This window comes from Bartonella sp. WD12.1, assembly GCF_002022415.1.
In the GTDB taxonomy this organism is placed as follows: domain Bacteria; phylum Pseudomonadota; class Alphaproteobacteria; order Rhizobiales; family Rhizobiaceae; genus Bartonella.
In genome coordinates, this window is record NZ_MUBG01000001.1 from 791,530 (window position 1) to 814,323 (window position 22,794).

General features: G+C 34.6%; 19 protein-coding genes, 3 tRNA genes and 2 pseudogenes. 12 read left to right on the forward strand and 12 right to left on the reverse strand.

What is annotated here, in order from left to right; translation table 11 throughout:
- Nucleotides 1-151: 151 nt before the first annotated feature.
- From BWD121_RS03450 to BWD121_RS03470, 4 genes are all read right to left on the reverse strand, one after another.
- Nucleotides 152-241 (reverse strand) — tRNA-Ser (locus BWD121_RS03450).
- Between the two features lie 205 nt (nt 242-446).
- The gene (locus BWD121_RS03455) at nt 447-767 is read right to left on the reverse strand and encodes a hypothetical protein (protein WP_078663394.1); all 321 of its coding nucleotides are present in this window, start codon (nt 765-767) and stop codon (nt 447-449) included.
- A 637-nt stretch (nt 768-1,404) separates the two neighbouring features.
- A complete protein-coding gene (locus BWD121_RS03465; RefSeq protein WP_078663396.1) occupies nt 1,405-1,863 on the reverse strand; it encodes an NUDIX hydrolase in 459 nt (152 codons plus the stop codon).
- Between the two features lie 51 nt (nt 1,864-1,914).
- Nucleotides 1,915-3,105: a UbiH/UbiF family hydroxylase gene (locus BWD121_RS03470; RefSeq protein WP_078663397.1), complete on the reverse strand. Its 1,191-nt coding sequence runs from the start codon at nt 3,103-3,105 to the stop codon at nt 1,915-1,917.
- A 202-nt stretch (nt 3,106-3,307) separates the two neighbouring features.
- Between BWD121_RS03470 and pcsA the strand changes: the two genes are divergently transcribed.
- Together pcsA and BWD121_RS03480 are read left to right on the forward strand one after the other, a co-directional pair.
- The gene (pcsA, locus tag BWD121_RS03475) at nt 3,308-4,087 is read left to right on the forward strand and encodes a phosphatidylcholine synthase (protein ID WP_078663398.1); all 780 of its coding nucleotides are present in this window, start codon (nt 3,308-3,310) and stop codon (nt 4,085-4,087) included.
- A 263-nt stretch (nt 4,088-4,350) separates the two neighbouring features.
- Nucleotides 4,351-4,709, forward strand: a pseudogene (locus tag BWD121_RS03480) (integrase); the annotation flags it as partial.
- Nucleotides 4,710-4,785: 76 nt separating this feature from the next.
- On the opposite strand, the gene BWD121_RS03485 reads toward BWD121_RS03480, so the two are convergent.
- The 5 genes from BWD121_RS03485 to BWD121_RS03505 all read right to left on the reverse strand — a co-directional run bounded on the left by BWD121_RS03485 (nt 4,786) and on the right by BWD121_RS03505 (nt 7,904).
- Nucleotides 4,786-4,862, reverse strand: a tRNA-Arg gene (locus BWD121_RS03485).
- Nucleotides 4,863-4,896: 34 nt separating this feature from the next.
- Nucleotides 4,897-5,205, reverse strand: coding sequence for an ETC complex I subunit (locus BWD121_RS03490; protein ID WP_078663399.1), 309 nt, complete (start codon nt 5,203-5,205; stop codon nt 4,897-4,899).
- Between the two features lie 86 nt (nt 5,206-5,291).
- Nucleotides 5,292-5,368, reverse strand: a tRNA-Pro gene (locus BWD121_RS03495).
- 632 nt (nt 5,369-6,000) lie between these two features.
- Complete coding sequence (gene hdaA, locus BWD121_RS03500; protein WP_078663400.1) at nt 6,001-6,696, reverse strand: DnaA regulatory inactivator HdaA; 696 nt, start codon at nt 6,694-6,696, stop codon at nt 6,001-6,003.
- Entirely contained in the window at nt 6,693-7,904 is a 1,212-nt protein-coding gene (locus tag BWD121_RS03505) for an AI-2E family transporter (protein WP_078663401.1), read from the reverse strand. Before BWD121_RS03505 ends, hdaA begins: the two co-directional genes overlap by 4 nt.
- Before the next feature lie 175 nt (nt 7,905-8,079).
- Here BWD121_RS03505 and purM point away from each other — a divergent pair, with 175 nt between their 5' ends.
- Both purM and purN read left to right on the forward strand, forming a co-directional pair.
- Nucleotides 8,080-9,162: a phosphoribosylformylglycinamidine cyclo-ligase gene (purM, locus tag BWD121_RS03510; protein WP_078663402.1), complete on the forward strand. Its 1,083-nt coding sequence runs from the start codon at nt 8,080-8,082 to the stop codon at nt 9,160-9,162.
- Nucleotides 9,159-9,776 carry a phosphoribosylglycinamide formyltransferase gene (gene purN, locus BWD121_RS03515; protein WP_078663403.1) on the forward strand — a complete coding sequence of 206 codons (618 nt, stop codon included), beginning with the start codon at nt 9,159-9,161 and terminating at the stop codon, nt 9,774-9,776. Before purM ends, purN begins: the two co-directional genes overlap by 4 nt.
- A 111-nt stretch (nt 9,777-9,887) precedes the next feature.
- On the opposite strand, the gene BWD121_RS03520 is transcribed toward purN, so the two are convergent.
- Nucleotides 9,888-12,437, reverse strand: coding sequence for a response regulator (locus BWD121_RS03520; RefSeq protein ID WP_078663404.1), 2,550 nt, complete (start codon nt 12,435-12,437; stop codon nt 9,888-9,890).
- A gap of 219 nt (nt 12,438-12,656) precedes the next feature.
- On the opposite strand from BWD121_RS03520, the gene BWD121_RS03525 reads away from it, so the two are divergent.
- Nucleotides 12,657-13,196, forward strand: a complete 540-nt coding sequence (locus BWD121_RS03525; protein WP_078663405.1) for a flagellar biosynthetic protein FliO — start codon at nt 12,657-12,659, stop codon at nt 13,194-13,196.
- A gap of 50 nt (nt 13,197-13,246) precedes the next feature.
- Here BWD121_RS03525 and dksA read toward each other — a convergent pair whose 3' ends face one another.
- Nucleotides 13,247-13,663, reverse strand: coding sequence for an RNA polymerase-binding protein DksA (dksA, locus tag BWD121_RS03530; protein ID WP_078663406.1), 417 nt, complete (start codon nt 13,661-13,663; stop codon nt 13,247-13,249).
- A 1,192-nt stretch (nt 13,664-14,855) separates the two neighbouring features.
- The gene (locus BWD121_RS03535; RefSeq protein WP_078663407.1) at nt 14,856-15,389 is read right to left on the reverse strand and encodes a flavin reductase family protein; all 534 of its coding nucleotides are present in this window, start codon (nt 15,387-15,389) and stop codon (nt 14,856-14,858) included.
- A gap of 155 nt (nt 15,390-15,544) precedes the next feature.
- Between BWD121_RS03535 and rpe the strand changes: the two genes are divergently transcribed.
- From rpe to purL, 7 genes and pseudogenes are all read left to right on the forward strand, one after another.
- On the forward strand, nt 15,545-16,219 hold the full coding sequence (rpe, locus tag BWD121_RS03540) for a ribulose-phosphate 3-epimerase (protein ID WP_078663408.1): 675 nt from the start codon (nt 15,545-15,547) through the stop codon (nt 16,217-16,219).
- A gap of 9 nt (nt 16,220-16,228) precedes the next feature.
- Nucleotides 16,229-17,530, forward strand: a complete 1,302-nt coding sequence (purB, locus tag BWD121_RS03545) for an adenylosuccinate lyase (protein ID WP_078663409.1) — start codon at nt 16,229-16,231, stop codon at nt 17,528-17,530.
- Between the two features lie 76 nt (nt 17,531-17,606).
- Complete coding sequence (locus BWD121_RS03550) at nt 17,607-18,155, forward strand: alpha/beta hydrolase (RefSeq protein WP_078663410.1); 549 nt, start codon at nt 17,607-17,609, stop codon at nt 18,153-18,155.
- A gap of 314 nt (nt 18,156-18,469) precedes the next feature.
- The gene (gene purC, locus BWD121_RS03555) at nt 18,470-19,234 is read left to right on the forward strand and encodes a phosphoribosylaminoimidazolesuccinocarboxamide synthase (RefSeq protein ID WP_078663411.1); all 765 of its coding nucleotides are present in this window, start codon (nt 18,470-18,472) and stop codon (nt 19,232-19,234) included.
- An 80-nt stretch (nt 19,235-19,314) separates the two neighbouring features.
- Entirely contained in the window at nt 19,315-19,554 is a 240-nt protein-coding gene (purS, locus tag BWD121_RS03560) for a phosphoribosylformylglycinamidine synthase subunit PurS (protein WP_078663412.1), read from the forward strand.
- 12 nt (nt 19,555-19,566) lie between these two features.
- Nucleotides 19,567-20,234, forward strand: a pseudogene (gene purQ, locus BWD121_RS03565) (phosphoribosylformylglycinamidine synthase subunit PurQ).
- Between the two features lie 346 nt (nt 20,235-20,580).
- Nucleotides 20,581-22,791 carry a phosphoribosylformylglycinamidine synthase subunit PurL gene (purL, locus tag BWD121_RS03575; RefSeq protein WP_078663414.1) on the forward strand — a complete coding sequence of 737 codons (2,211 nt, stop codon included), beginning with the start codon at nt 20,581-20,583 and terminating at the stop codon, nt 22,789-22,791.
- The last annotated feature ends 3 nt before the right edge of the window (nt 22,792-22,794 follow it).

A 22,794-nucleotide genomic window follows, 5' to 3' on the forward strand; every position in this document is an offset into this window, starting at 1 on the left:
GGTGTTGTGTTTCTCTAAATCAGGGAAAAGAGATATTATAGTTCATGCCTATAATGAAAAGAAAGTTGGACAATTTAGAATCCCAGTCTTAGTTATCTTACTCACATAACCTTAAAAAAAACAAATACATTATAAGTTGTGCAAACTTTAGTGGCGGAGGGGGTGGGATTCGAACCCACGGTACAGTCTCCTGCACGCCGGTTTTCAAGACCGGTGCCTTAAACCGCTCGACCACCCCTCCAAAAAATATGCCTTTTAAATAAGGTACTTTTTACAAGCTTCTTCGAAAAGGTCAATCACTTAAATATGATTTTAAGTATTTTAATTAAAGCTCCTAAGCTTAATTAATCTTAACTCTTAAGCCATATACTTTTCTATAAAGTATTTCAATTAAAACATAACAATTTCACTGCCTTTATTTAGTGGTTTGGTATTATAATGAAAAATTAGAATTGCCAATTATTCATAAAACTAAAAATTATACCAATAACAACACCTATTATTAACCCTATCACTGCACCAGTTAGCATACCAATAAAAAGCGCTATACCTATACCCATTACGATGATTGGACCAAATCCTGGTAAGGCAATATAACCATAAGTCGCAAGAATTGTTGCAATTGCTCCTGAAATACTACCATTCAAACTTCCAATGAATGCAGATTTTTTAATAAAATGATAAATCTGCTTTAAAGAAATTCTCCCATGGTTATTTGATGTAACGTCGTTATAAATTTTAAAATCAATCATATTTTTTTCTTTCATTTCGAACGCTAACTACCCCAGAATAATCGATAGATATGAGAAAATTACAATTTTTAAATTCTACTAAAGCACGCCAAATACCCTTGTCATCTAAATATAATTGTTTAATATTCTGAAAACCATTTTTCATGAGGCGGTTTCTAATTTGCGAAGCAGTAAATGAATTTTGGCCTGTTTTAATGACCTTTTGAATAAAAACATATTCTGACCTTTTATAATAAAGATCATAGAAAATTTTATATGGTGAATCTATAACTATAGATGAAATACAAGTCATTATTGCAAAAAAAAATAATTAATCTAAAATTTCTAGCTAATATCATCTTGTCACTATTTATTTAAACGATGCTTTTTTATTTTGTGTGCATAATTAAACCCTTGTATTACTGACAAGTTCCAATCCATTTTATTTTTGATATTTATGCTTAATAAAGGAGTATAGGTTTTTTTTAAGTTTAAAACTTTACTATCCAAACTACTCTTCTTGCTTTATTGCTTTGATTGCACAACTATACGAGAACCAACTTTAAATAATTCGTATTTTGGACTATTTTTTCAAATTTACAATTTTACAGCGTTTATATTGGCAAACGACTGATAAAAAATAGTATAAAGACAAGATATCACACACTATCATTTAACATGGTTTATAGTGCAGTAAAATTTCTTTTAATTGTGGTTCATTAACACGTTTCACTGCTTCCGAGACTGTAACCCACTCATACATACGTTGACTTTGTTCTGGCCATTTTTTTTCTTGATACGAATACAGTACAGAAAAAACATAGACACAGAATTTACTGTTTTTTTCTATTGGTAAATCTAATTTTTCATATTCATATGTGCCTACAGGAAATGTCCCCACGGCACCTCGCACTCCAGCTTCCTCAAAAGCTTCTTGCAATACAGCCTGTGAAAAAGACTTCTTTGGAATTGGCCATCCTTTTGGTATAATCCACCGACCAGATCCTCGGCTGGTAATAAGGAGAAATTCAAGATTTCCATTTTTTATGCGATAAACTAATGCACCAACTTGTAAAAAACGTGCACCATCTACTAAAATATATTTACTATGAGCTATATCAGCACCGTTCATTTCTTCTTATCATACCAGCGTAGTTAGATATTTGAGAATTAATGGTAAAATTTATATTATTGCTTTTAATCCATCACCAGGATGCATTCCTTCTCGCATCAATAAATTACGTAATGGTGAGAAATTACGTAATAATTCGAGCCCAACGTTTCGTACAATATGAACAGGAAACATATTGGAAAGTAAAGTATGATTAAGTGTATGAACAAATCCGCTGCGAATAAATACATCAGGTTTACGGCGCCGGTTATATTGTGCAATAATTGTTTTAAAATTAGAATTGGATATCTGGTTAGGTAAAATATCAATCAAAGTTTGAACATCACGAAACCCTAAATTAAATCCCTGTGCCCCAATAGGGGGAAAAACATGAGCTGCTTCACCTACTAAAACTGTTCTGTTTGCAGCAAAACAATGAGGGATAAGGCCCCAAAGAGGGCACGTTTGAATTGCCGTTTTTACTGTTATCTCACCAAGCATTGATTGCATCTGACCTTCGATCACTTTTGCTATTGTCTTTGGTTGCATATTCAATAGCTCTTTGGCGCGTGAGGGACTAGTAACCCATACAAGACTAGATGTATTTTCCGGTAACGGAACCTGTGTAAAAGGACCATCCTCTGTGTGAAATTCAGTTGATATATTTTGATGAGGTAACTTATGTGCAAAATTTAAAATAAGTGCTGTCTGCGGATAATTCCATTGTTTAACTCCAATTCCAGCAGCTGTTCGCGTTGGAGAATGACAACCATCAGCTGCAACAACAAACGATGCTTGAATAATTTTGCCATCCGAAAGGGTAATATTTACATGATCTTGTTCATGATGAAAAGATTTTGCTAAAGAACAAAATTTTTTAATGCCTGATGTATGCTCAATGGCATTCATTAAAGCATTGTTCAATCTTAAATTGGGAATATTATAACCAAAAGCCTTTTCACCAATTTCAGAAGAACAAAAATTTACAGTAGGAGCACGTACAACCCTAGACGTTGCATCAACGATTCTCATTAAAGATAAAGCTGCAGCATGAGATTTGACAGTTTCCCAAATATTTAATCTTTGAAGCGCATAAATTGCCGGCATCATAAGAGCAGTTGTCCGTAATTCATCTGCACGAGTAGGGGGACCAATGAGAAAAACAGTGTAACCTTTATGCGCAAGACTAAGTGCTGCTAACATACCAACAGGACCTGCACCAATAATAGCTACATCTCTATGTTCATTTTTTTCAAATATCACAACAGCTTAAATCTTTTTAATTTACTAATTACTTTAATGATTTTAAATAAAGAATTTTTTTCTTATTACATAATGTAATAAATTTTGCGATACAAAAAAGTGGTAATTCTGTACTCTTTTTACAGATTAGTCATACAATATAAAGAGAAAAATGATACACGGATAACACGAACAACGCTTAAAAAGTGAGGATAGAAAAACATTGAGACGTAAATTAACAAGAAAAATCAAAACCAACACTGATCGATTGCGCTCCAAAACAGTAACAATGCCGCAAGCAAGGGCTTTTTCTGTTCATTTGCTAACAGCTTCAGGTTCGTTTTTAGCATTCCTTTCCTTAATAGCTGCATCTAAAAAAGAATGGATTGCTATGTTTTATTGGCTTGGACTTGCACTTCTCGTTGATGGTATTGATGGGCCAATAGCACGTAAACTTAATGTAAAATCTATACTTCCAACATGGTCTGGTGAACTGCTAGATAACATTATTGATTACGTGACTTATGTTTTAATTCCAGCCTTTGCACTTTATCAAAGCGGTTTTATGGGGGCAGGGCTATCATTTTTATTAAGCGCTATTATCGTTATTTCATCCGCTATTTATTATGCAGATACTGGAATGAAAACTAAAGAAAATTTCTTTAAAGGATTTCCTGTTGTTTGGAATATGATGATTTTCACACTTTTTGTGGTGCGGCCTGAAGAATGGATTGCCTTCGTTATCATTTTCTTATCAGCAATTTTATCATTTTTACCAATTTATTTTATACACCCAATAAGAGTTATTCGCTTACGCATGCTTAATCTTTCAGTTTTTCTTGCGTGGTGTTCATTTGGTATTGCTGCATTTTTTTATCAACTTAACGCTCCACATTGGATTAAAATAGGAATCTCAATCACCGGTATTTATATCTATTGTATTGGTGCCATCATGCAATTATTTCCTGCATTAGGCGCACAAAAAAATGATCGGAAAATATAATTACTGTCTGAAAAATATAGAATGCGAAATTAACTAATGAAGCACTACATTTAAAGTAATATTCTCCATATCGCGAATATAAGTATAAAAACGATTAAAATCCTCTGAAAAGCCATTATGAAACATTGATCAACAGAATTCATTATAGACTCATAGTGCTGTTGTTGCCTATTAGTCTAAAAAGTTCCATAATATATATTATGCGATTTTAGATATTCTAGGTTGCAAGCGTAACTATCGTTTCTTTAAAACAGTATTTGATGAAATTTCAGACAGATGTTTTTCTCCCCTATTTTACCCGAGCTAGCAACAATACTTGAAATGAAACCTCGTCGGAAATGAGACATTTATTTGTGGAAAATGGGGTAAAAAATTTACCAAAGAAAGTTTTGGCAACCTATTTAGGGAAAGCTTGCAATGAAGATGGCGTTAAGAAATCGGCCCATGGATTTGAGAAAATTAGCCGCAACAAGAGCTACCAATGCAGGTGCTACGGATTTCAAAACTTAAAGCAATTTTGGATGGACTGAAGACAGAGTGGCATCACTCTATACAAAAAACTGCTGATAGAAAGCGACTCGCCATAGAAGCAATTAAAAAGCTTCAAAAAGGTGCAGGATAGTATGCAAAAAACTTAATAGAATCAATGGAATCAAAAATCCCTAATTTCTATATAACTCATTGATTTTATTGATATTTGGTGATCCCGACAGGATTCGAACCTGTGACCCACGGCTTAGAAGGCCGTTGCTCTATCCAGCTGAGCTACGGGACCAACTGATGATCACCTTTTAAAAAACATTTTTTTGTTAGTGCGTCCAAGATTGTTGCCGATCACTACGAAAATTATCAGAATAAGAGATAGCACGCCGAAAAGAAGGCTTACATGAATTTTCTACACGATAAGGAATAGAATTTTTGAGAGCAAAAGCAATGGCTTCTTCTTTCATTTTAAACCGGATTTTTATCTGACTATTCATATCTGATGTCGCTGTATATCCCATAAGAGGTTCAAGCATTTTTGCTTGCTCCGGCTCATACTGTAGAACCCAAAAACCAATATTAGCCTTGCCCGACTGCATTGATGTTTTCGCCGGACTATAAATACGTGCAACCATATTCTTTCCCTTTAGACGACACAACGCTTAAATAACAATACTGCATGCTACTTAATAAATCCATTTTTTACATCAAATAAAACATATGGTCGGAGCGATAGGATTCGAACCTACGACCCCCTGATCCCAAATCAGGTGCGCTACCAGACTGCGCTACGCTCCGCGATTTATATCTGATGTCCCTTCCCTAAAATTTTCACAACAGAAGTGCAAGTGTAAAACACATTTTTTTTAAAATTTTGTTCTCTTTTTTTATGGATAATAACTTTTTTAAAACATTTCTTATCGCCAACGACATATTACAAGCAGAAAAGAATGATATTTCTAAAAAAGCTTAAACTGCACAAATTTAAAATTTCCATACATAAGTTTTTTAAACTAATCTTATTATTTTATCCATAGAATGCCGAGACTAATGTAATTTAAAATACAAATCATTTGAACATAATAAAAACTATCCCCCTACTTTCGTATTTATAAACAATTCTACTCAATAAAGTTTGCAGCTTATTGATAACAGATCAATGTACAATTAAAATAAATGTTGCAGTACTCAAACTACAAAAAACTTCTTACAAAAGGAAAACAAATCAGCTTCTCACCCCTTTTTATATGAAATAATTAGATTCTTGACTTTTCAACGTTAAACCAATGATGCATTACTGTTTACACAAACATTATCAGTTAATAAAATCAGAAAATTGGGCGATTTTTCTCCTGTCTTATGTACTTTAAGACCAATAGCAAAACTATATATTTTTATTAAACAACTAAAGACAATATTTAAAATAATATTTATTGCATTTGCGTATTAATGACTTCACAAATGACAGCACGTGTTATTTTGCTTTTCCTTTGTAATGCTAATTTGTCAACAGAATCAATAACACATCTTAATGCAAATAAAGAACGTTCACAACGACTTACAAGATAGCGGATAATATCTGAATGAACAGTAATCTGCCGATCTGAAAAAAGTTTAAATGCGATAGCCGTTAACAATGCATCATCAGGCTGATCAATCTCAACTAACATAACTGAATTAAGACGACTTCTTAGATCATTTAGCTTTAAATCCCATGTAGATGGTAGTGTACGAGCAGTCATCAATAAAGTAGCTTGACCTTGACACACATTGAGATTTGCCTGCTTAATACTATTAATCAAATGAAAAAGTCCAGTTTCATTGATTTTCCCCGTATCAATATCTTCAATTAAAAGCGATCTACCTGAAGAAGCTGCAGTAATTACTTGGTCAATTTCATCACGATGAACAATTAAAGCATTAGCTTTTTGTGCCCATACACTAGAAAAATGTGTTTTTCCAGATCCTTCTTTTCCAACCAAAACAGCAATAGGTAATACCCAATTTGGCCAATGATCAACCAACTGAAAAGCCATACGATTACTATCTGTAACCACCAAATCATCTCGTCGGAAAACCGACTCATAGGAAAAGTCTAAAGGTAGTTGTGTCTTATGTTCATTCATTCTACTGACCCCGAATTCCCACTTTGTGAATACATTTGAGAATTAAGATAAGTATGAAGAGCAAAACGAACCAAAACACCAATGGCAGCAGAAGCAGGAACAGCAACCAACATGCCCGTGAAACCAAATAATGAACCAAAAGCAAAAAGCGCAAACATCAACCATACCGGATGAAGCCCTACTGATGAGCCCACAAGCTTTGGTTGAAGAATATAACCTTCAATAAATTGGCCAATAAAAAAAACAGCCATAACAATAACAATCTGGCTCCAATTATCGGGATAAAACTGAACCCATGCAACACCACCAGATAAAATAAACCCACTCATTGTACCAATATAAGGGATAAAACTGATGAGGCCAACAAACATACCAATTAAAAGACCAAAATTAAGCCCCGTAATAGTTAGGCCAATAGCATAATACCCCCCTAATATCAAACAGACCGTTCCCTGCCCACGAACAAAACCTGCAATGGCTCTATCCATTTCGTAAAAAATACTGCGGACAGTTTCAAGATGATTTCGTGGTATCCAAGAATCAACGGCTTCAACCATACGCTGCCAATCCAGTAACATATAAAATGCTACAACAGGTGCTACTACAAGTAGACTGACAATATTAACAATGGATTTTCCTGATCTTAAAAGTGAATTTAAAAGAGATGTAATAAAATCAGAGCTTTGCCCCAAAAGAATTTTAATATCGGTTTGTAATTCATTTGGATCACTACCAAAATAACGCCCTACCCAATCAAAATTAGATTCAGTCAAAAAATTTTGAATACGACTAACATAAATTGGTAAACCACTACTCACAAATTGTTGTATTTGCCAACTGACAATAGGAATTAAAATTGTTAAAGCAGCAACAAAAATAATAACAATAAATAAGGTAATTAAAATTGTACCAAAAACACGACGAATACCAACTTTTTCAAGCAATTGTACAATCGGATTAAGAAAATATGCCAATACAATCCCTGCTACAAAAGGAAGTAAAACTGATCCAAAAACAAACATAAAGATAACAAAAAAAACCAATGTCCCAAGCCAGAAAAAAACTTGTTTTTTCATACTGTTTGGTAAAGGTACTTGTTCATAAGCTGGAACATAAGAAGTATAACGATCTTGAAGGCTACTTTTTTTGATTTTCTCTTTCATTGACTGTAAATTAGGGTCATTATGACTATCTGATATTTTATTCATCGATATCCTCAAAAAATCCTTTACAAAAGATTATGCAACTTCTTTCGCTTAGGTTCAAGGTCAAGGTAAACAATCATTTATTTCTGGATGTTAAATATTAAATTTCTTGCAGAGATAGCGCTATCATGGCATTGCGTAAACAACATTAAATTGATTTTTCATAAAGAAGGCTCCAATGAGCAACAAAAACCCAACAAATAATAAATCCAATAATCTTACTTATGCAGCAGCTGGTGTTGATATTGATATGGGTAACACCATGATAGAAAACATCAAACCTTATATACGCTCAACAAAACGAGTAGGTGCAGATGCAGAAATCGGCGGTTTTGGTGGCTTATTTGATTTAAAAGCAGCAGGCTTTACAGATCCCATTCTTGTGGCAGCTAATGATGGTGTAGGTACAAAATTAAAAATTGCTATTGAAATAGGTATTCATAATACTGTTGGTATTGATCTTGTAGCCATGTGCGTTAATGATTTAATTGTTCAAGGTGCTGAACCTCTTTTTTTCTTAGATTATTTTGCAACTGGAAAGCTTGATGCTACACAAGGTGCTGAAATCATTTCAGGCATTGCAATAGGATGTCAGCAAGCAAACGCTGCTCTTATTGGAGGAGAAACTGCCGAAATGCCTGGAATGTATGCAAACGGAGATTATGACTTAGCAGGTTTTGCTGTAGGAGCTGTTGAACGCAATTCATTGTTGCCTTCAAAAAATCTTACAGAAGGTGATGTTATTTTAGGTCTTAGTTCATCTGGTGTTCATTCTAATGGTTTTTCTCTTGTCAGGCAGATCGTTAAACAAAGTGGTTTAAAATGGAATGACCCTGCCCCCTTTAACCCTAAAATGAACCTTGGGGAAGCACTTCTTACACCAACTCGCATTTATGTCAAATCACTATTGCCAATTATACGCAATTATAAAGGGATTAAAGCTCTTGCCCATATAACAGGTGGTGGTTTCCCAGAAAACATTCCACGCATACTCCCTCCTTCCCTTTGCGCTGAAATTAATCTTTCTGCTATTAATGTTCCGTCAGTATTTTCATGGATTGCCAAACAAGGTGAAATACAGAAAACAGAAATGTTACGGACATTCAATTGTGGTATTGGTATGATTATTATTGTAGCGCAAAACTCAGTTGAATCTGTTACACAAACACTCAAATCGCAAGGGGAAACAGTTACTTCGCTCGGTATTTTAACAAAATGCCAAAATAAAAGAATTACTTATAAAGGTGAGCTTCATTTATGAAAAAAAAAGTAATTATTTTTATTTCCGGCAATGGTTCAAATATGGTCTCTCTTGCTAAAGCAAGCAAACAAACCAATTATCCTGCTGAAATCATTGCAGTTATTTGTGATAGACCCCATGCTGCTGGTATTGAAAAGGCACGTGCCAATGGCTTGCCTATTCATATTGTAGATCGTAAAAATTATCCAACTAAAGAAGCCCATGAAGAATCTATTCTTACTATTTTAGCTCAATATCAACCAGATGTTATCTGCCTAGCTGGCTATATGAGGCTTATTTCACCGCATTTCATAAAACCCTATGAAGGACGGATCCTTAACATTCACCCTTCCCTTTTACCTTCGTTTAAAGGTTTAAATACCCATGAAAGAGTTCTGCAAGCAGGTGTTAAAATTACTGGTTGTACAGTTCACCTTGTTACAGAAGCAATGGATGAAGGAAAGATTCTTGCTCAAGCCGCTGTTCCAGTGTGCCCTAATGACACTCCTGAAATGTTAGCGCAAAGAGTCCTTCAAGTTGAGCATAAACTCTACCCGCAAGCTTTAAAAGCATTCATTAAAGGTAATGATAACGATAAAACAATAGATTATCAACAGCAGCTTTTATCATTTTAAAACAATCTATTATATAAAATACTTCTCCTAAATTTACTTATTTATTTTCTAGATTAATGAGTACAAATTTTGATATAAACTTATTATCTTCATTAACTATTTTTGCTAATTTTACTGCGCTAACATTTCTTTAACAGCTAAAGCGAGCTGTTTGAGTGTAAATGGTTTAGATAAAAATCCGAAAACAGCATCTTTTGAAAGATTCTTAGTAAAAGCATCTTTTGTATATCCTGAAACAAAAATAAATTTGATATCAGGATATTTTTTACGCACTTCCTTGAGCAAAGTTGGCCCATCCATCTCCGGCATAACTACATCGGAAACAATAATATCAACAGCACCTTTATTTTCTTCAAGTACAGCAAGCGCTTCCACCCCACTCGCAGCTTCTAAAACAGTATATCCTCTAATTTGAAGAGCTTTTACTCCGCCCATTCTAACAGCGTCTTCATCTTCAACCAATAAAACAGTCGCAAAACCTGTTAAGTCTGTATTTTTTTCCTGCTCTTCTACTTTTTCAATTTGCGGAGAAACCTCATTGCCATTGCTGGCATCAGAAATATAACGAGGTAAAAAAATATGAAATGTCGTTCCTTTTCCTTCCTGGCTATCACAGTAAATATAACCACCTGTTTGCTTGACAATGCCATAAACCATTGATAACCCAAGCCCTGTTCCTTTACCAACTTCTTTTGTTGTAAAAAACGGTTCAAACATTTTTTCTTGTACAAAAGCAGATATACCTTCTCCTGTATCTGAAATGGTTAATTGTACATATTCACCACTCACAAAGCCAATATAATTAAATTCAGTGCTTTGCTGTTTTGTAATATTGTTTGTTTTAATTGTTATCAGACCTCCATCCGGCATAGCATCACGCGCATTAATCACCAAATTCATAATAACACGCTGAAAAGAAGCTTGATCAACTTTAACGCTCCACAGATCTCTCCCATGAATAATTTTCAACTGAATATTATTTCCTAAAAGAGACAAAATAAGATTGCGAATATCAGATAAAAGTTCTGTAAAATCAACTTTCTCAGGTTTAAGTGTTTGCTTTCTAGAAAAAGCTAATAATTGCTGCACAAGTGCAGCAGCACGATTAGCATTATTTTTAATATTGATAAGATCAGCATGCGCTGGATCAGAACTGCGGTGCGTGTTTAAAAGAAGATCGCACGACATTAAAATTGCTGTTAAAACATTATTAAAATCATGAGCAATACCACCAGCTAATTGCCCAACGGCTTGCATCTTTTGATTTTGTACCATTTTATCTTCAAGTGTTTTTTGTTCTGTCGTTTCTATGACAGACACAATCACCAAATCTTCTAATGCATCATTATGATATTGCATCATAGGCATAAGATGAAGATGAAAATGGCGCTCTTTATTATTTTCTAATACTATGTCTATTGAAATTGGATCATTTTTATTCTTTGCAATCTTCTCAAATGCATGCTCTAGCTGAGCACGACCTTGGTGCGACATAATATCATAAAAATTGATAGTTTTGCCAGAACACTCCATCAATAATAAAAAAGAATTATTGATATGAATAAACTGCCCTTTCTGGTCAACTATAGCTATTGCAAAAGGACTTACATCAAAATACTCTATCAATGTATCAAGCAATTTTAATTGATAATCACTTTCCTTCTTTTGTATTGACTGCGGAGTCATAACAATGCGATAGACAGCATCATCTTCTAGGAGAGAAGAGATACACATAAAACAATTCAATATTTTCTTATCACCAGTTTGTGAAGTTAAAAACAAAGAAAACGTATAAGGTGTAGTACAATTTAAATTGTAATGTTCGTGACTTTGTAAACAAATATCACTCCATACACTATTAACTTCAGAAGCATTAAAAAACTGATCAAAACTATATTGACCAACAGTAAAATTTGCCAAATCGATCGAAAACCATTCGGCAAAAACTGCATTTGCATAGATAATAACTCCTTGTGCATTAACAGATAAAAATCCAACAGGAGCTTGATCTAAATGATTGATAGCTTCTTGAAGATTCAAACAAAAAGTTTCACGGCTTTCTTCCAAATGTGAAATATCAGCGATACGCCAAAATAAAAACTTTTTTCTCCATTGTAGTATTGGTTGAACAGAAATATTATACCATACAATGTTTTTCTGAATAGAATGAACAAAAATTGACCGATCTATCTTTAATGTTTCTTGAGCTGAAAGATTGTTAAATGCCGCAACTTTCAAACGATATAAAAGTGCGCTAGCACCTGGAAGATCAGCAATAACTGCATAACAAGAAGCCTCAGGTTTATAAGTAAAAATTTTCTGATAATTCTGATTAGAGTAATAAACAAAACCTGATAAATCAGATATTATAATTGCATCATCTATTTCATCAAAGACACTAAAATCTAAGCTCTTATGCAATGGCCCGATATCATATCTCAAAACACCCATTCCTATCAGAAAAAGCGCAGAAATGCCTATAATCGCTAAAACTAAAAAAGATATCAAAGAAGCTTGATGAAAATAGCTTTGCGGATAAAAAATGCCTAAAAACCCCACAACAAGCAAAAAAATTATAACAAAAAAAAGCCCGCAAACCATAGCTCCCCACCGCATGAAAGGAGGTAATAATTTGTCCATGCCATTAAAACCTTTGTTCATCTCTATCTGTCTCGATTGTAGACGCTTTATGAAGCTTAAAATATCTTCAATAATCACTATTATGAAGGATATGCTTAACCTCTCTATTATACATAATATAAGTATATTTGCTCAATGGAAATCACTCAACACTTCACATTTTATTGAACTTCTTAAAATGATTTATAAACTTACATAATAAAAAATAATGATTTCATTATGAAATGAGGAAAAAATAGTATGAATATTTGGTTATCAAACTATATAGGAACATCTGCAGCAAATATAATTACAAGTCTCGTGTTTCTTATAATAATAATTGCAGCAATTGTTGTGGTTATAACGCTTTTGCGCTATTTGAATAAAAGAGGATTTAATTTTAACAGAAAACAGCATCCATTACGATTAATTATATCTGACACAATCGCTATTGATCGTACACGCCGCCTTGTTCTAATACGTCGCGATGATGTAGAGCATTTAATTCTCATCGGTGGAACGACAGATACTATTATAGAATCTAATATTGTCAAAACACAAACCTCATACGAAAATTATAACAGAGCACAAAAAGATATACAGCCAACATCAAAAATGGCAGAAACTAATTTCAATACTGACTTTACTGAACAAACCTCTTTATCCAGCAGTACAATAAAACCTACACAAGATAATATCTCCTCCCCCTCCTGTGAAAATAAACAGTTAAAAGATTCGGCACTTACAGCTGAAATTGAAGAACGGCAAGAACCATCTTTCTTTATTCCTACTCCCAAATAAAGTACTTTATTCTGATATCAAATATTTTGTTTTTTGATCGTAAATCGATTTTAATCATCACGATAGACCTTTTCTCGTCGTTCGTGGCGTTCTTGTGCTTCTAATGATAAAACTGCAATTGGTCGTGCCTCAAGACGTTTTATACTAATAGGTTCTCCAGTTTCCTCACAAAACCCGTAAGTACCATTATCAATACGCTCCAAAGCTGCATCTATTTTTGCAATGAGCTTTCTCTGGCGAGCACGAGCACGCAATTCGATTGCACGATCAGTTTCATAAGATGCCCGGTCAGTCAAATCGGATTGATTAGCATTTTCTTTTTGCAAACTCTCTAAAGTTTCACGGGTTTCCTTTAATATATCGCATTTCCAAGAAATTAATTTAGCACGAAAATATGCCTTTTGCCGCTCATTCATAAAAGGCTCATCTTCACTAGGACGATACTGACCGCTAACAACTTTATCCATGCCATAAAACCTCCACATATGGTATGTGTGGTCTATATATTGTAAACCCCAAATCAACACAAGTGTAAAACATATTTCTATAAAAATAAGAATATTTTGAATTCATTATTCAAATTTTTAGCTCTTTTTTTGAGTAACATTTTGAAATTTCATAATATTTTTATTTAAAGAAGCTTTGTAAATTCTTTTATCTCAGCATAAACTATAGAATCTGCCGTATTAATTCTAGAAAATAATTTTATTAATTGAATGTAAAAAAATTCTGCAGAAATAAAAGGATAGTTTTTTGGTTGTTTATTATTTTCAAAAATGAAACTTCAACCATTTTTAAATCATTAAAAGCTTGAGCACAAAATTTTGTAATCTCTGCTCTAGCAGTTAAGTCTCATTTCCTTTTCAAAAGCAAATAAAACAATTTTCACAAACAACGCGCATAAGCACGTGAATTGCAAGTAATGGGTATATTAACCCGCCTTTCTTTTAGCAAGATTAAGGTTAAATGACCTTACAAAATTTGATACACTTTATTTATTCATACAAAAATTAAACACCAATACAGAAACTTGAACCCCATAAAAGCATTAATTGTTTTTATATAAAACTTCTATAACAAGGAGTTAGTGTAGAAGATATTGAACACTCTATATTACCTGATATGACTTGACATAAAATGATAGCAATATGAAATTAATATCTATTCTATATATAATTCATATTTTTATTTACTAGTTTTGATAAAAATTATGAAATAAAATGCTTCATTCAGTCCCCAGTACCTGATAAGACCCTACAAAAGCGCACCTGGAATATAAAAGTGTTTTGTGTTATCTTTTTTTGAAAAAATACCCTTAAAAACCTATTATATCTGATTAAATGATAATTGTTATATTAATATTTTTTCAACTCATAAAAACAAAACATTTTTAAAGAAAAATCAAGTCACACAAATATATACAAATCATAGCTTAAAAGTTAGTAATAGTAGTATTTCTATTTTAAATTAGCCAAAATCATATCGTTATCATGATTAACAAAAATAAGACTTTTTAAGTTTTACATCAATATTTTTAAATAGAAAATTGATAAATATAATTATTTTACTTTACAAATGATAATAACCTAATGCTAATTATTAAAAATTTAAGCATGAAGGAAATGAATAACCAAAACTTACCCAACAAAAAAGCAGAAATTATAAAGACAAAACATGATAGTCCCGATTAAAATACATTAAAGCGTCTTTTTCTTGATTACGGTTTATCGCAACAACTTCACCAATCAAAATATAATGAGTCGCATGTTGGTGCCAACAAATCAAACGGCAATCAAATGAAGCCAAGGCACCTGATAAGCTAGGTGCACCAGTCTGTAAAACATTCCATTGAGCTGTATTAAAGCGTTCAGTTTGTGTAAAACCACATCGCCCAGAAAAAACTTCTGACAAAGAACGATGTTTTCCTGCTAAGCTATTGACACAAAAATTTCCATTTTCCATAAACAGCTTATTTTCAGGATTATGCCGCATTAAGCAAACAAGAAGCATTGGAGGATCATCTGATAAAGAACAACAAGCCGAAACTGTCACTCCACGCTTTCCTTTAGCACCATTTGTCGTTACAATATGTACTGCCCCTGCCAGACAACTCATAGTATCCCGATATTCTTGTGAAGAAACCGTAGCAACTTGTTGAAATTTAGGCATTAAATTTTTTGTATGATTTTGCATATTTTTTACTTAGATAGCTCTCAAAATTTTAATGGATATTTCAATAAATTGATTTATTACACATTCTTATTCTTTTATATCATATATGAGCAACAAAAATGTATATTTTATCACACAATATTATACGCTAAAAAGGGCTCACTCAGGAGATCTTAATGCCCCGTTCCCATTTCATTTCACCCTCACTTTTGGCTGCTGATTTTTCTAAGCTCGGTCAGGAAATATCAGATGTTGTTGACGCTGGTGCAGACTGGCTTCACCTTGATATTATGGATGGCCACTTTGTTCCTAATATCACCTTTGGCCCTGATATCGTCAAAGCACTACGCCCACTAACCAAAGCAATATTTGATGTTCACCTCATGATAGCACCTGTAGATCCTTATCTTGAAGCCTTTGCGCAAGCTGGCTCAGATATTATAACCATTCATGCAGAAGCAGGTCCTCATATTCATCGTTCACTGCAGACAATCAAAGCGATGGGAAAAAAAGCTGGAGTTTCAATTAACCCAAGCACGCCAGAATACGTGTTGGAGTATTTGCTTGATCAATTAGATCTCATTCTTATTATGACTGTCAATCCAGGTTTTGGTGGACAAAGCTTCATCCCAGAAATGAAAAATAAAATCGAACGAGTAAAAAGTATGATTGCCAATCGACCTATTGATCTTGAAGTTGATGGTGGCATTACAGTTGATACAATTGGAATAGCTGCAAAAGCTGGTGCAAATGTATTTGTTGCAGGATCTGCAATTTATAAAAATGGTAACAAAAATCTTTATAAAACACGTATTCACGCACTGCGCCAAGCAGCAAAACTCTCACAATAAGGAAAAATTATGATCGAGCGTTATTCTCGCCCTGAAATGGTAGCAATTTGGTCACCAGAAACTAAATATCGTATTTGGTTTGAAATTGAAGCACACGCTTGTGATGCATTAGCTCAGCTTGGTGTTATTCCAGAAAAATCAGCTAAAATCATTTGGGAAAAAGGTGCTGCTGCTGAATTTGATATTAATCGTATTAATGAAATTGAAGCGACTACAAAGCATGATGTTATAGCATTTTTAACCCACTTAGCTGAATTTATTGGGCCAGAATCTCGTTTTATTCATCAAGGCATGACATCATCAGATGTGTTGGATACAGCATTCAATGTTCAATTAATGCGCGCTAGCGATATTTTGTTGAGAGATATAAATCAACTTCTTGAAGTATTAAAAAAACGTGCCTTTGAACATAAAGAGACGATTACTATTGGACGTAGTCATGGCATTCACGCCGAGCCCACAACATTTGGAGCTAAACTTGCCCTTGCATATGCTGAATTTCTCCGTTGTCGCAAACGCCTGCTTGCTGCACGGAAAGAAATTGCCACTTGTGCTATTTCAGGAGCTGTTGGCACTTTTGCTAATATTGACCCACGCGTTGAAGAACATGTAGCACAAGCATTAGGTATGCGTGTCGAACCTGTTTCCACCCAAATAATACCACGTGACCGTCATGCTATGTTCTTTGCAACACTTGGAGTTATTGCTTCATCTATTGAAAGATTAGCCATAGAAATACGCCATCTGCATAGAACGGAAGTTCTTGAAGTGGAGGAATATTTCTCACCTGGGCAAAAAGGTTCATCTGCTATGCCTCATAAACGCAATCCGGTTTTAACAGAAAATTTAACTGGATTGGCACGTATGGTGCGCGCATTTGCGGTACCTGCTATGGAAAATGTTGCGCTTTGGCATGAACGTGATATTTCACATTCATCTGTTGAACGTTATATTGGCCCTGATGCTACCATTACGCTTGATTTTGCTCTTTCTCGATTAACATCTGTGATTGAAAATTTAATTGTTTATCCAGAAAATATGCAAAAAAATCTCAATAAATTCCGTGGTCTTATTCATTCACAACGTGTGCTTCTAGCGCTCACACAAGCTGGTATAAGTCGTGAAAATGCTTATCACATTGTTCAACGAAATGCGATGAAAGTTTGGGAACAAGGAAAAGATTTTTTAGAAGAATTGTTAAAAGATGAAGATGTCACAAAAGCTTTAAATGAAGCAGATCTTCGCGAAAAATTTGACCTTGCTTACCATACTAAGCATGTTGATACAATTTTTAGACGTGTGTTTGGATAATAGTAACAACTGTAAAAAAATAAAAGATCTTTTGTTTTTGCTAGTTCAAAATACGTTTTCATAAAGAAAGACATTCATGAAAGCAAATCAACTCGATATTCTTATTGTCCCCGGCTATAAAGGATCTGGTCCGGATCATTGGCAAACACGTTGGGAACAAAAATTATCTACTGCCCGCCGTGTTCAACAAACTCATTGGTCAAAACCTGTATGTGAAGAATGGATTAATGAAGTAAAAAATGCCATCGCACAAGCTAATAAACCTGTTGCTATTATTGCTCACTCATTGGGAGTGCCAACGGTTATTCACGCAATTGCGCAAAATGCAGAAAAAGTTTGTGGTGCTTTCTTTGTTGCTCCACCAGATGTAGAAAATGAAAAAATACGCCCCAAACATTTAATGACATTTGGTCCATATCATCGCAAAAAACTCCCCTTCCCTTCAGTGGTTATAGCAAGTCGCAATGACAAATTTTGCCAATTTTCAGTAGCAGAAAGTCTTGCAAAAGACTGGAATGCGCTTTTTGTTGATGCTGGACAATCCGGACATATTAATGTGGAATCTGGTCATGGTCCCTGGCCTGAAGGACTTATAATTTTCTCCCATTTTCTCGCAAAGCTTTAAAGGTAATATGAATTATTCTCAGAATAATACATTTTATATTACTTTACCCAATATTATTTAACACATACCCTATAAGAAGCTTAAATATTTTTGTCTGCACTGGTTTCATGCTAAAAAACATAAAACAAATTATTCACTTTGCCTGATTGCATTAATGTCTTTGCCAGACTATAAAAAGTTTAAATCTCGTTTAATATGCTTTAAATAATAAAAATTGTAGTAAATATTATAGCAATTCATTGAGAATTGTTATTAATTAAGATAATGTTTTTTCATTAACAACATTAAGATTTTTCAACGAATAGAGAGTTATGATGAACCGTCGTCACCGCATTTATGAAGGTAAGGCCAAAATCCTATATGAAGGGCCTGAACCGGGTACTTATATTCAGTTTTTTAAAGATGACGCAACTGCATTTAATGCAAAAAAACATGAAATCATTGATGGTAAAGGAGTCTTAAATAACCGTATTTCAGAGTATATTTTTACTCAACTTGGTCGTTTAGGCATCCCAACACATTTTATCAAACGGATTAATATGCGTGAACAGCTTATCAAAGCAGTCGAGATTATTCCGCTGGAAGTTGTTGTACGTAACGTTGCTGCAGGTTCCCTTTCTAAGCGCTTAGGATTAGAAGAAGGAGCAGTTCTTCCACAATCTATTATCGAGTTTTACTACAAAAATGATTCTCTTGATGATCCAATGGTAACGGAAGAACATATTACTGCTTTTGGGTGGTCTGCTCCACAAGAAATAGAAGAAATTATGCAACTTTCAATTCGCATTAACGATTTTCTCTCTGGGCTTTTTGCAGGTGTTGGCATTCAATTGATTGATTTTAAAATAGAATTTGGTCGTTTATGGGAAGGTGAAACGATGCGCATCGTCCTTGCTGATGAAATTTCACCTGATTCTGCTCGTTTATGGGATATGCAAACACGAGAAAAAATGGATAAAGATCGTTTTCGTCGTGATATGGGTGGGCTTATTAATGCTTATCAAGATGTTGCAAAGCGTCTTGGTATCATGAATGAAAATGACCCTCAACGACCAAGCGGCCCAGTTTTAGTCAAATAAGAAACAAAGTGATGCAATATAGCCTTGCTTTATAAAAAAGCCATTCTTCTTAAAAATGCTTTAAATAACAGGAAATAAAAATGAAAGCGCGCGTTATAGTTACCTTAAAAAGCAGCGTTCTTGACCCTCAAGGAGAAGCGATCACTAGTGCTTTAAATAGTTTAGCTTTTACTGGTATTCAATCTATTCGCCAAGGAAAAGTATTTGATATCATTCTCGATAACATACCCGCTGAAACAGCAAAACAAAAACTTGAACAAATGTGTGAGCAATTGCTTGTAAATACTGTCATTGAAAACTACACTATAGAACTTCTTTAAGCGGATCACTCGATGAAAACTGCTATTATTCAATTACCCGGATTAAATCGCGATCAAGATATGATTGCGGCATTATATCACATAACAGGCATTCAACCACTTAAGATTTGGCAAACGGAAACAACAATTCCTCAGGTTGATATGATTGTTATCCCTGGGGGTTTTCCTACGGTGACTATCTAAGATGTGGTGCTATTGGTGCGCGGATGCCAGTTATGCAAACTGTGCGTGAAAAAGCACAAAAAGGCGTCATGATTATGGGGGTATGCAATGGTTTTCAAATTCTGCTAGAATCCGGATTGCTACCAGGCGCTTTAATGCGCAATGCTTCATTGAAATTTGTTTGTCGTGAAATAAAACTTGAAGTCGCTAACACCGATACAAAATTTTCTCGATGCTATTCTAAAGGACAAATTATTCGCTGCCCTGTTGCCCATCACGATGGAAATTACTTCGTTGACAATGATACACTGAAACAAATGGAAGACAATAAGCAAATTGTTTTCCGTTATGCAGAAAATACAAATCCTAATGGCTCAATTAGTGATATTGCTGGTATTATCAATAAAACTGGCAATGTTCTTGGTATAATGCCTCATCCTGAAAACTTCATTGAAGATGCGCATGGTGGCGATGATGGCCGTTTATTGTTTCAAAGTGTTTTAGAATCGAAAAATTAATGTATGAAGTGAACCTTACCAAGCAAATTTCTACACTTACAATAATGCAATATATTATTCTAAATATACATCAGGTGTGGTTTGAAAGCTTAAAGTTTCATTATAAATTTGGTTCTTCTTTTAAATTTTATGCTTATTATTCAAACTCAAATCACTTTCATATTTTAATCGTGCTTTATAATTTTTTAAAAAATTTGACCACTGAGTTTAAAGCACAACTAATTAAAGCCTTAACTTATAGTCCTTTAATAGCTTCATTATCAAATAATGAAATTACCAATACACCAAACAACTGGATTAAAAGTGATAATACATATTAAATCTGATCAATATAACGGAAATACTAATGAACTTTCGCAATAACATTGCCATTACACCAGAATTAATCGCACAACATGGCTTAAAACCCGATGAATACCAACGTATTTTAGAGTTAATCGGGAGAGAACCAACACTAACTGAGCTTGGAATTTTTTCTGCAATGTGGAACGAGCATTGTTCATATAAATCTTCTAAAAAATGGCTCAAAACTTTACCGACAAAAGGAAAGTGTGTCATTCAAGGTCCTGGAGAAAATGCTGGCGTTGTTGATATAGGTAACAATCAATGCGTGGTTTTCAAAATGGAAAGTCATAACCATCCCTCTTATATTGAACCTTATCAAGGCGCAGCAACAGGTGTTGGTGGCATTTTACGTGATGTTTTTACAATGGGTGCTCGCCCTGTCGCAAGTATGAATGCATTACGATTTGGATCTCCTGATCATCCCCGAACGCGTTATCTGGTTTCAGGTGTTGTTTCTGGAATTGGTGGTTATGGCAATGCTTTTGGTGTCCCTACTGTTGGTGGAGAAGTCAATTTTGACAAGCGTTATAATGGCAATATTCTTGTTAACGCTTTCGCGGCTGGTATAGCAAAAACAGATTCTATTTTTTATTCCAAAGCGCAAGGTGTAGGACTTCCTATTGTTTACCTTGGTGCCAAAACAGGACGTGACGGTGTTGGTGGAGCTACAATGGCTTCTGCTGAATTTGACGATACAATCAATGAAAAACGCCCGACTGTTCAAGTGGGTGATCCTTTCACTGAAAAATGCCTACTTGAAGCTTGTTTAGAATTGATGGCATTAGGAGCCGTCATTGGTATTCAAGATATGGGTGCAGCAGGGTTAACATGCTCTGCAGTTGAAATGGGTGCAAAAGGAGATTTAGGAATAGAGCTAAATCTTGACAACGTACCTGTTCGTGAAGAAAATATGACAGCCTATGAAATGATGCTTTCTGAAAGTCAAGAACGTATGCTTATGGTTCTTAAGCCAGAACTCGAAAAGCAAGCATCTGAAATTTTTAATAAATGGGGACTTCATTTTGCTATCATTGGAAAAACAACGGATGATTTACGTTTCCGCGTATTACACCAAGGGCAAGAAGTGGCTAATCTACCAATAAAAGAACTTGGAGATGAAGCTCCAGCTTATGATCGCCCTTGGATAGAGCCCCCTAAAAAGCCAATTCTTAAAGTAGAAGAAGTTAAAAAAGTTGAAAACCTCGGTGATGCACTGCTTACCTTATTAAATTCTGCCAATCAAAGCTCACGGCGATGGGTTTATGAACAGTATGATACAATTATTCAGAGTAACAGCCTCACTCGCCCAGGGGGTGACGCAGGTGTTATCCGCATAGACAATAGTGACAAACGTGCCCTTGCTTTTTCCTCTGATGTAACACCTCGCTATTGTGAAGCTAACCCTTATGAAGGAGGAAAACAAGCCGTTGCAGAATGTTGGCGTAATATTAGTGCCACAGGTGCAACACCACTAGCTGCTACTGATAATCTCAATTTTGGCAATCCTGAAAAACCTGAAGTTATGGGGCAGCTCGTCTTTGCCATTAAAGGTATAGGTGAAGCTTGTAGAGTACTCGATTTTCCAATCGTTTCAGGAAACGTTTCCCTTTATAACGAAACTAATGGAGAAGAAATTCTTCCTACACCTACAATCGCGGGGGTTGGTATTCTTAATGATTGGTCAAAAATGGCTACAATAAATAATATGCAAAACGGAGATATTATAGCCTTAATTGGGCCTTGTGGCTCGCATTTGGGACAATCAATCTACGCACGTGATATTTTAAATATTGAGGCTGGCGCACCGCCTTATGTGGATTTACAGCTTGAAAAAAAGAATGGTCAATTTGTTCGCGATGTTATTAATTGTGGTTTTATTCATGCTGCTCATGACATTTCCGATGGAGGATTGGCTATTGCTCTTGCAGAAATGGTAATTAAAGCAAACAAAGGAATTAAAGCAAAATTAAGCAACAAATTACCACATCATGCTGAACTTTTTGGTGAAGATCAAGGGCGTTACTTGTTGGCAGTTAATCCCAATAAATTTAATGACCTTAAAACACTTGCTCAAACAAGTGAAGTTTCTTTAATGGAACTTGGTATAGTTGAAGGCAATGCACTTGATATAAAAGATGTATTAACACTTCCAGTATCTGAACTGACACAAGCTTATGAAAGCTGGTTTCCAGAGTTTATGGGTGATAAATAATGA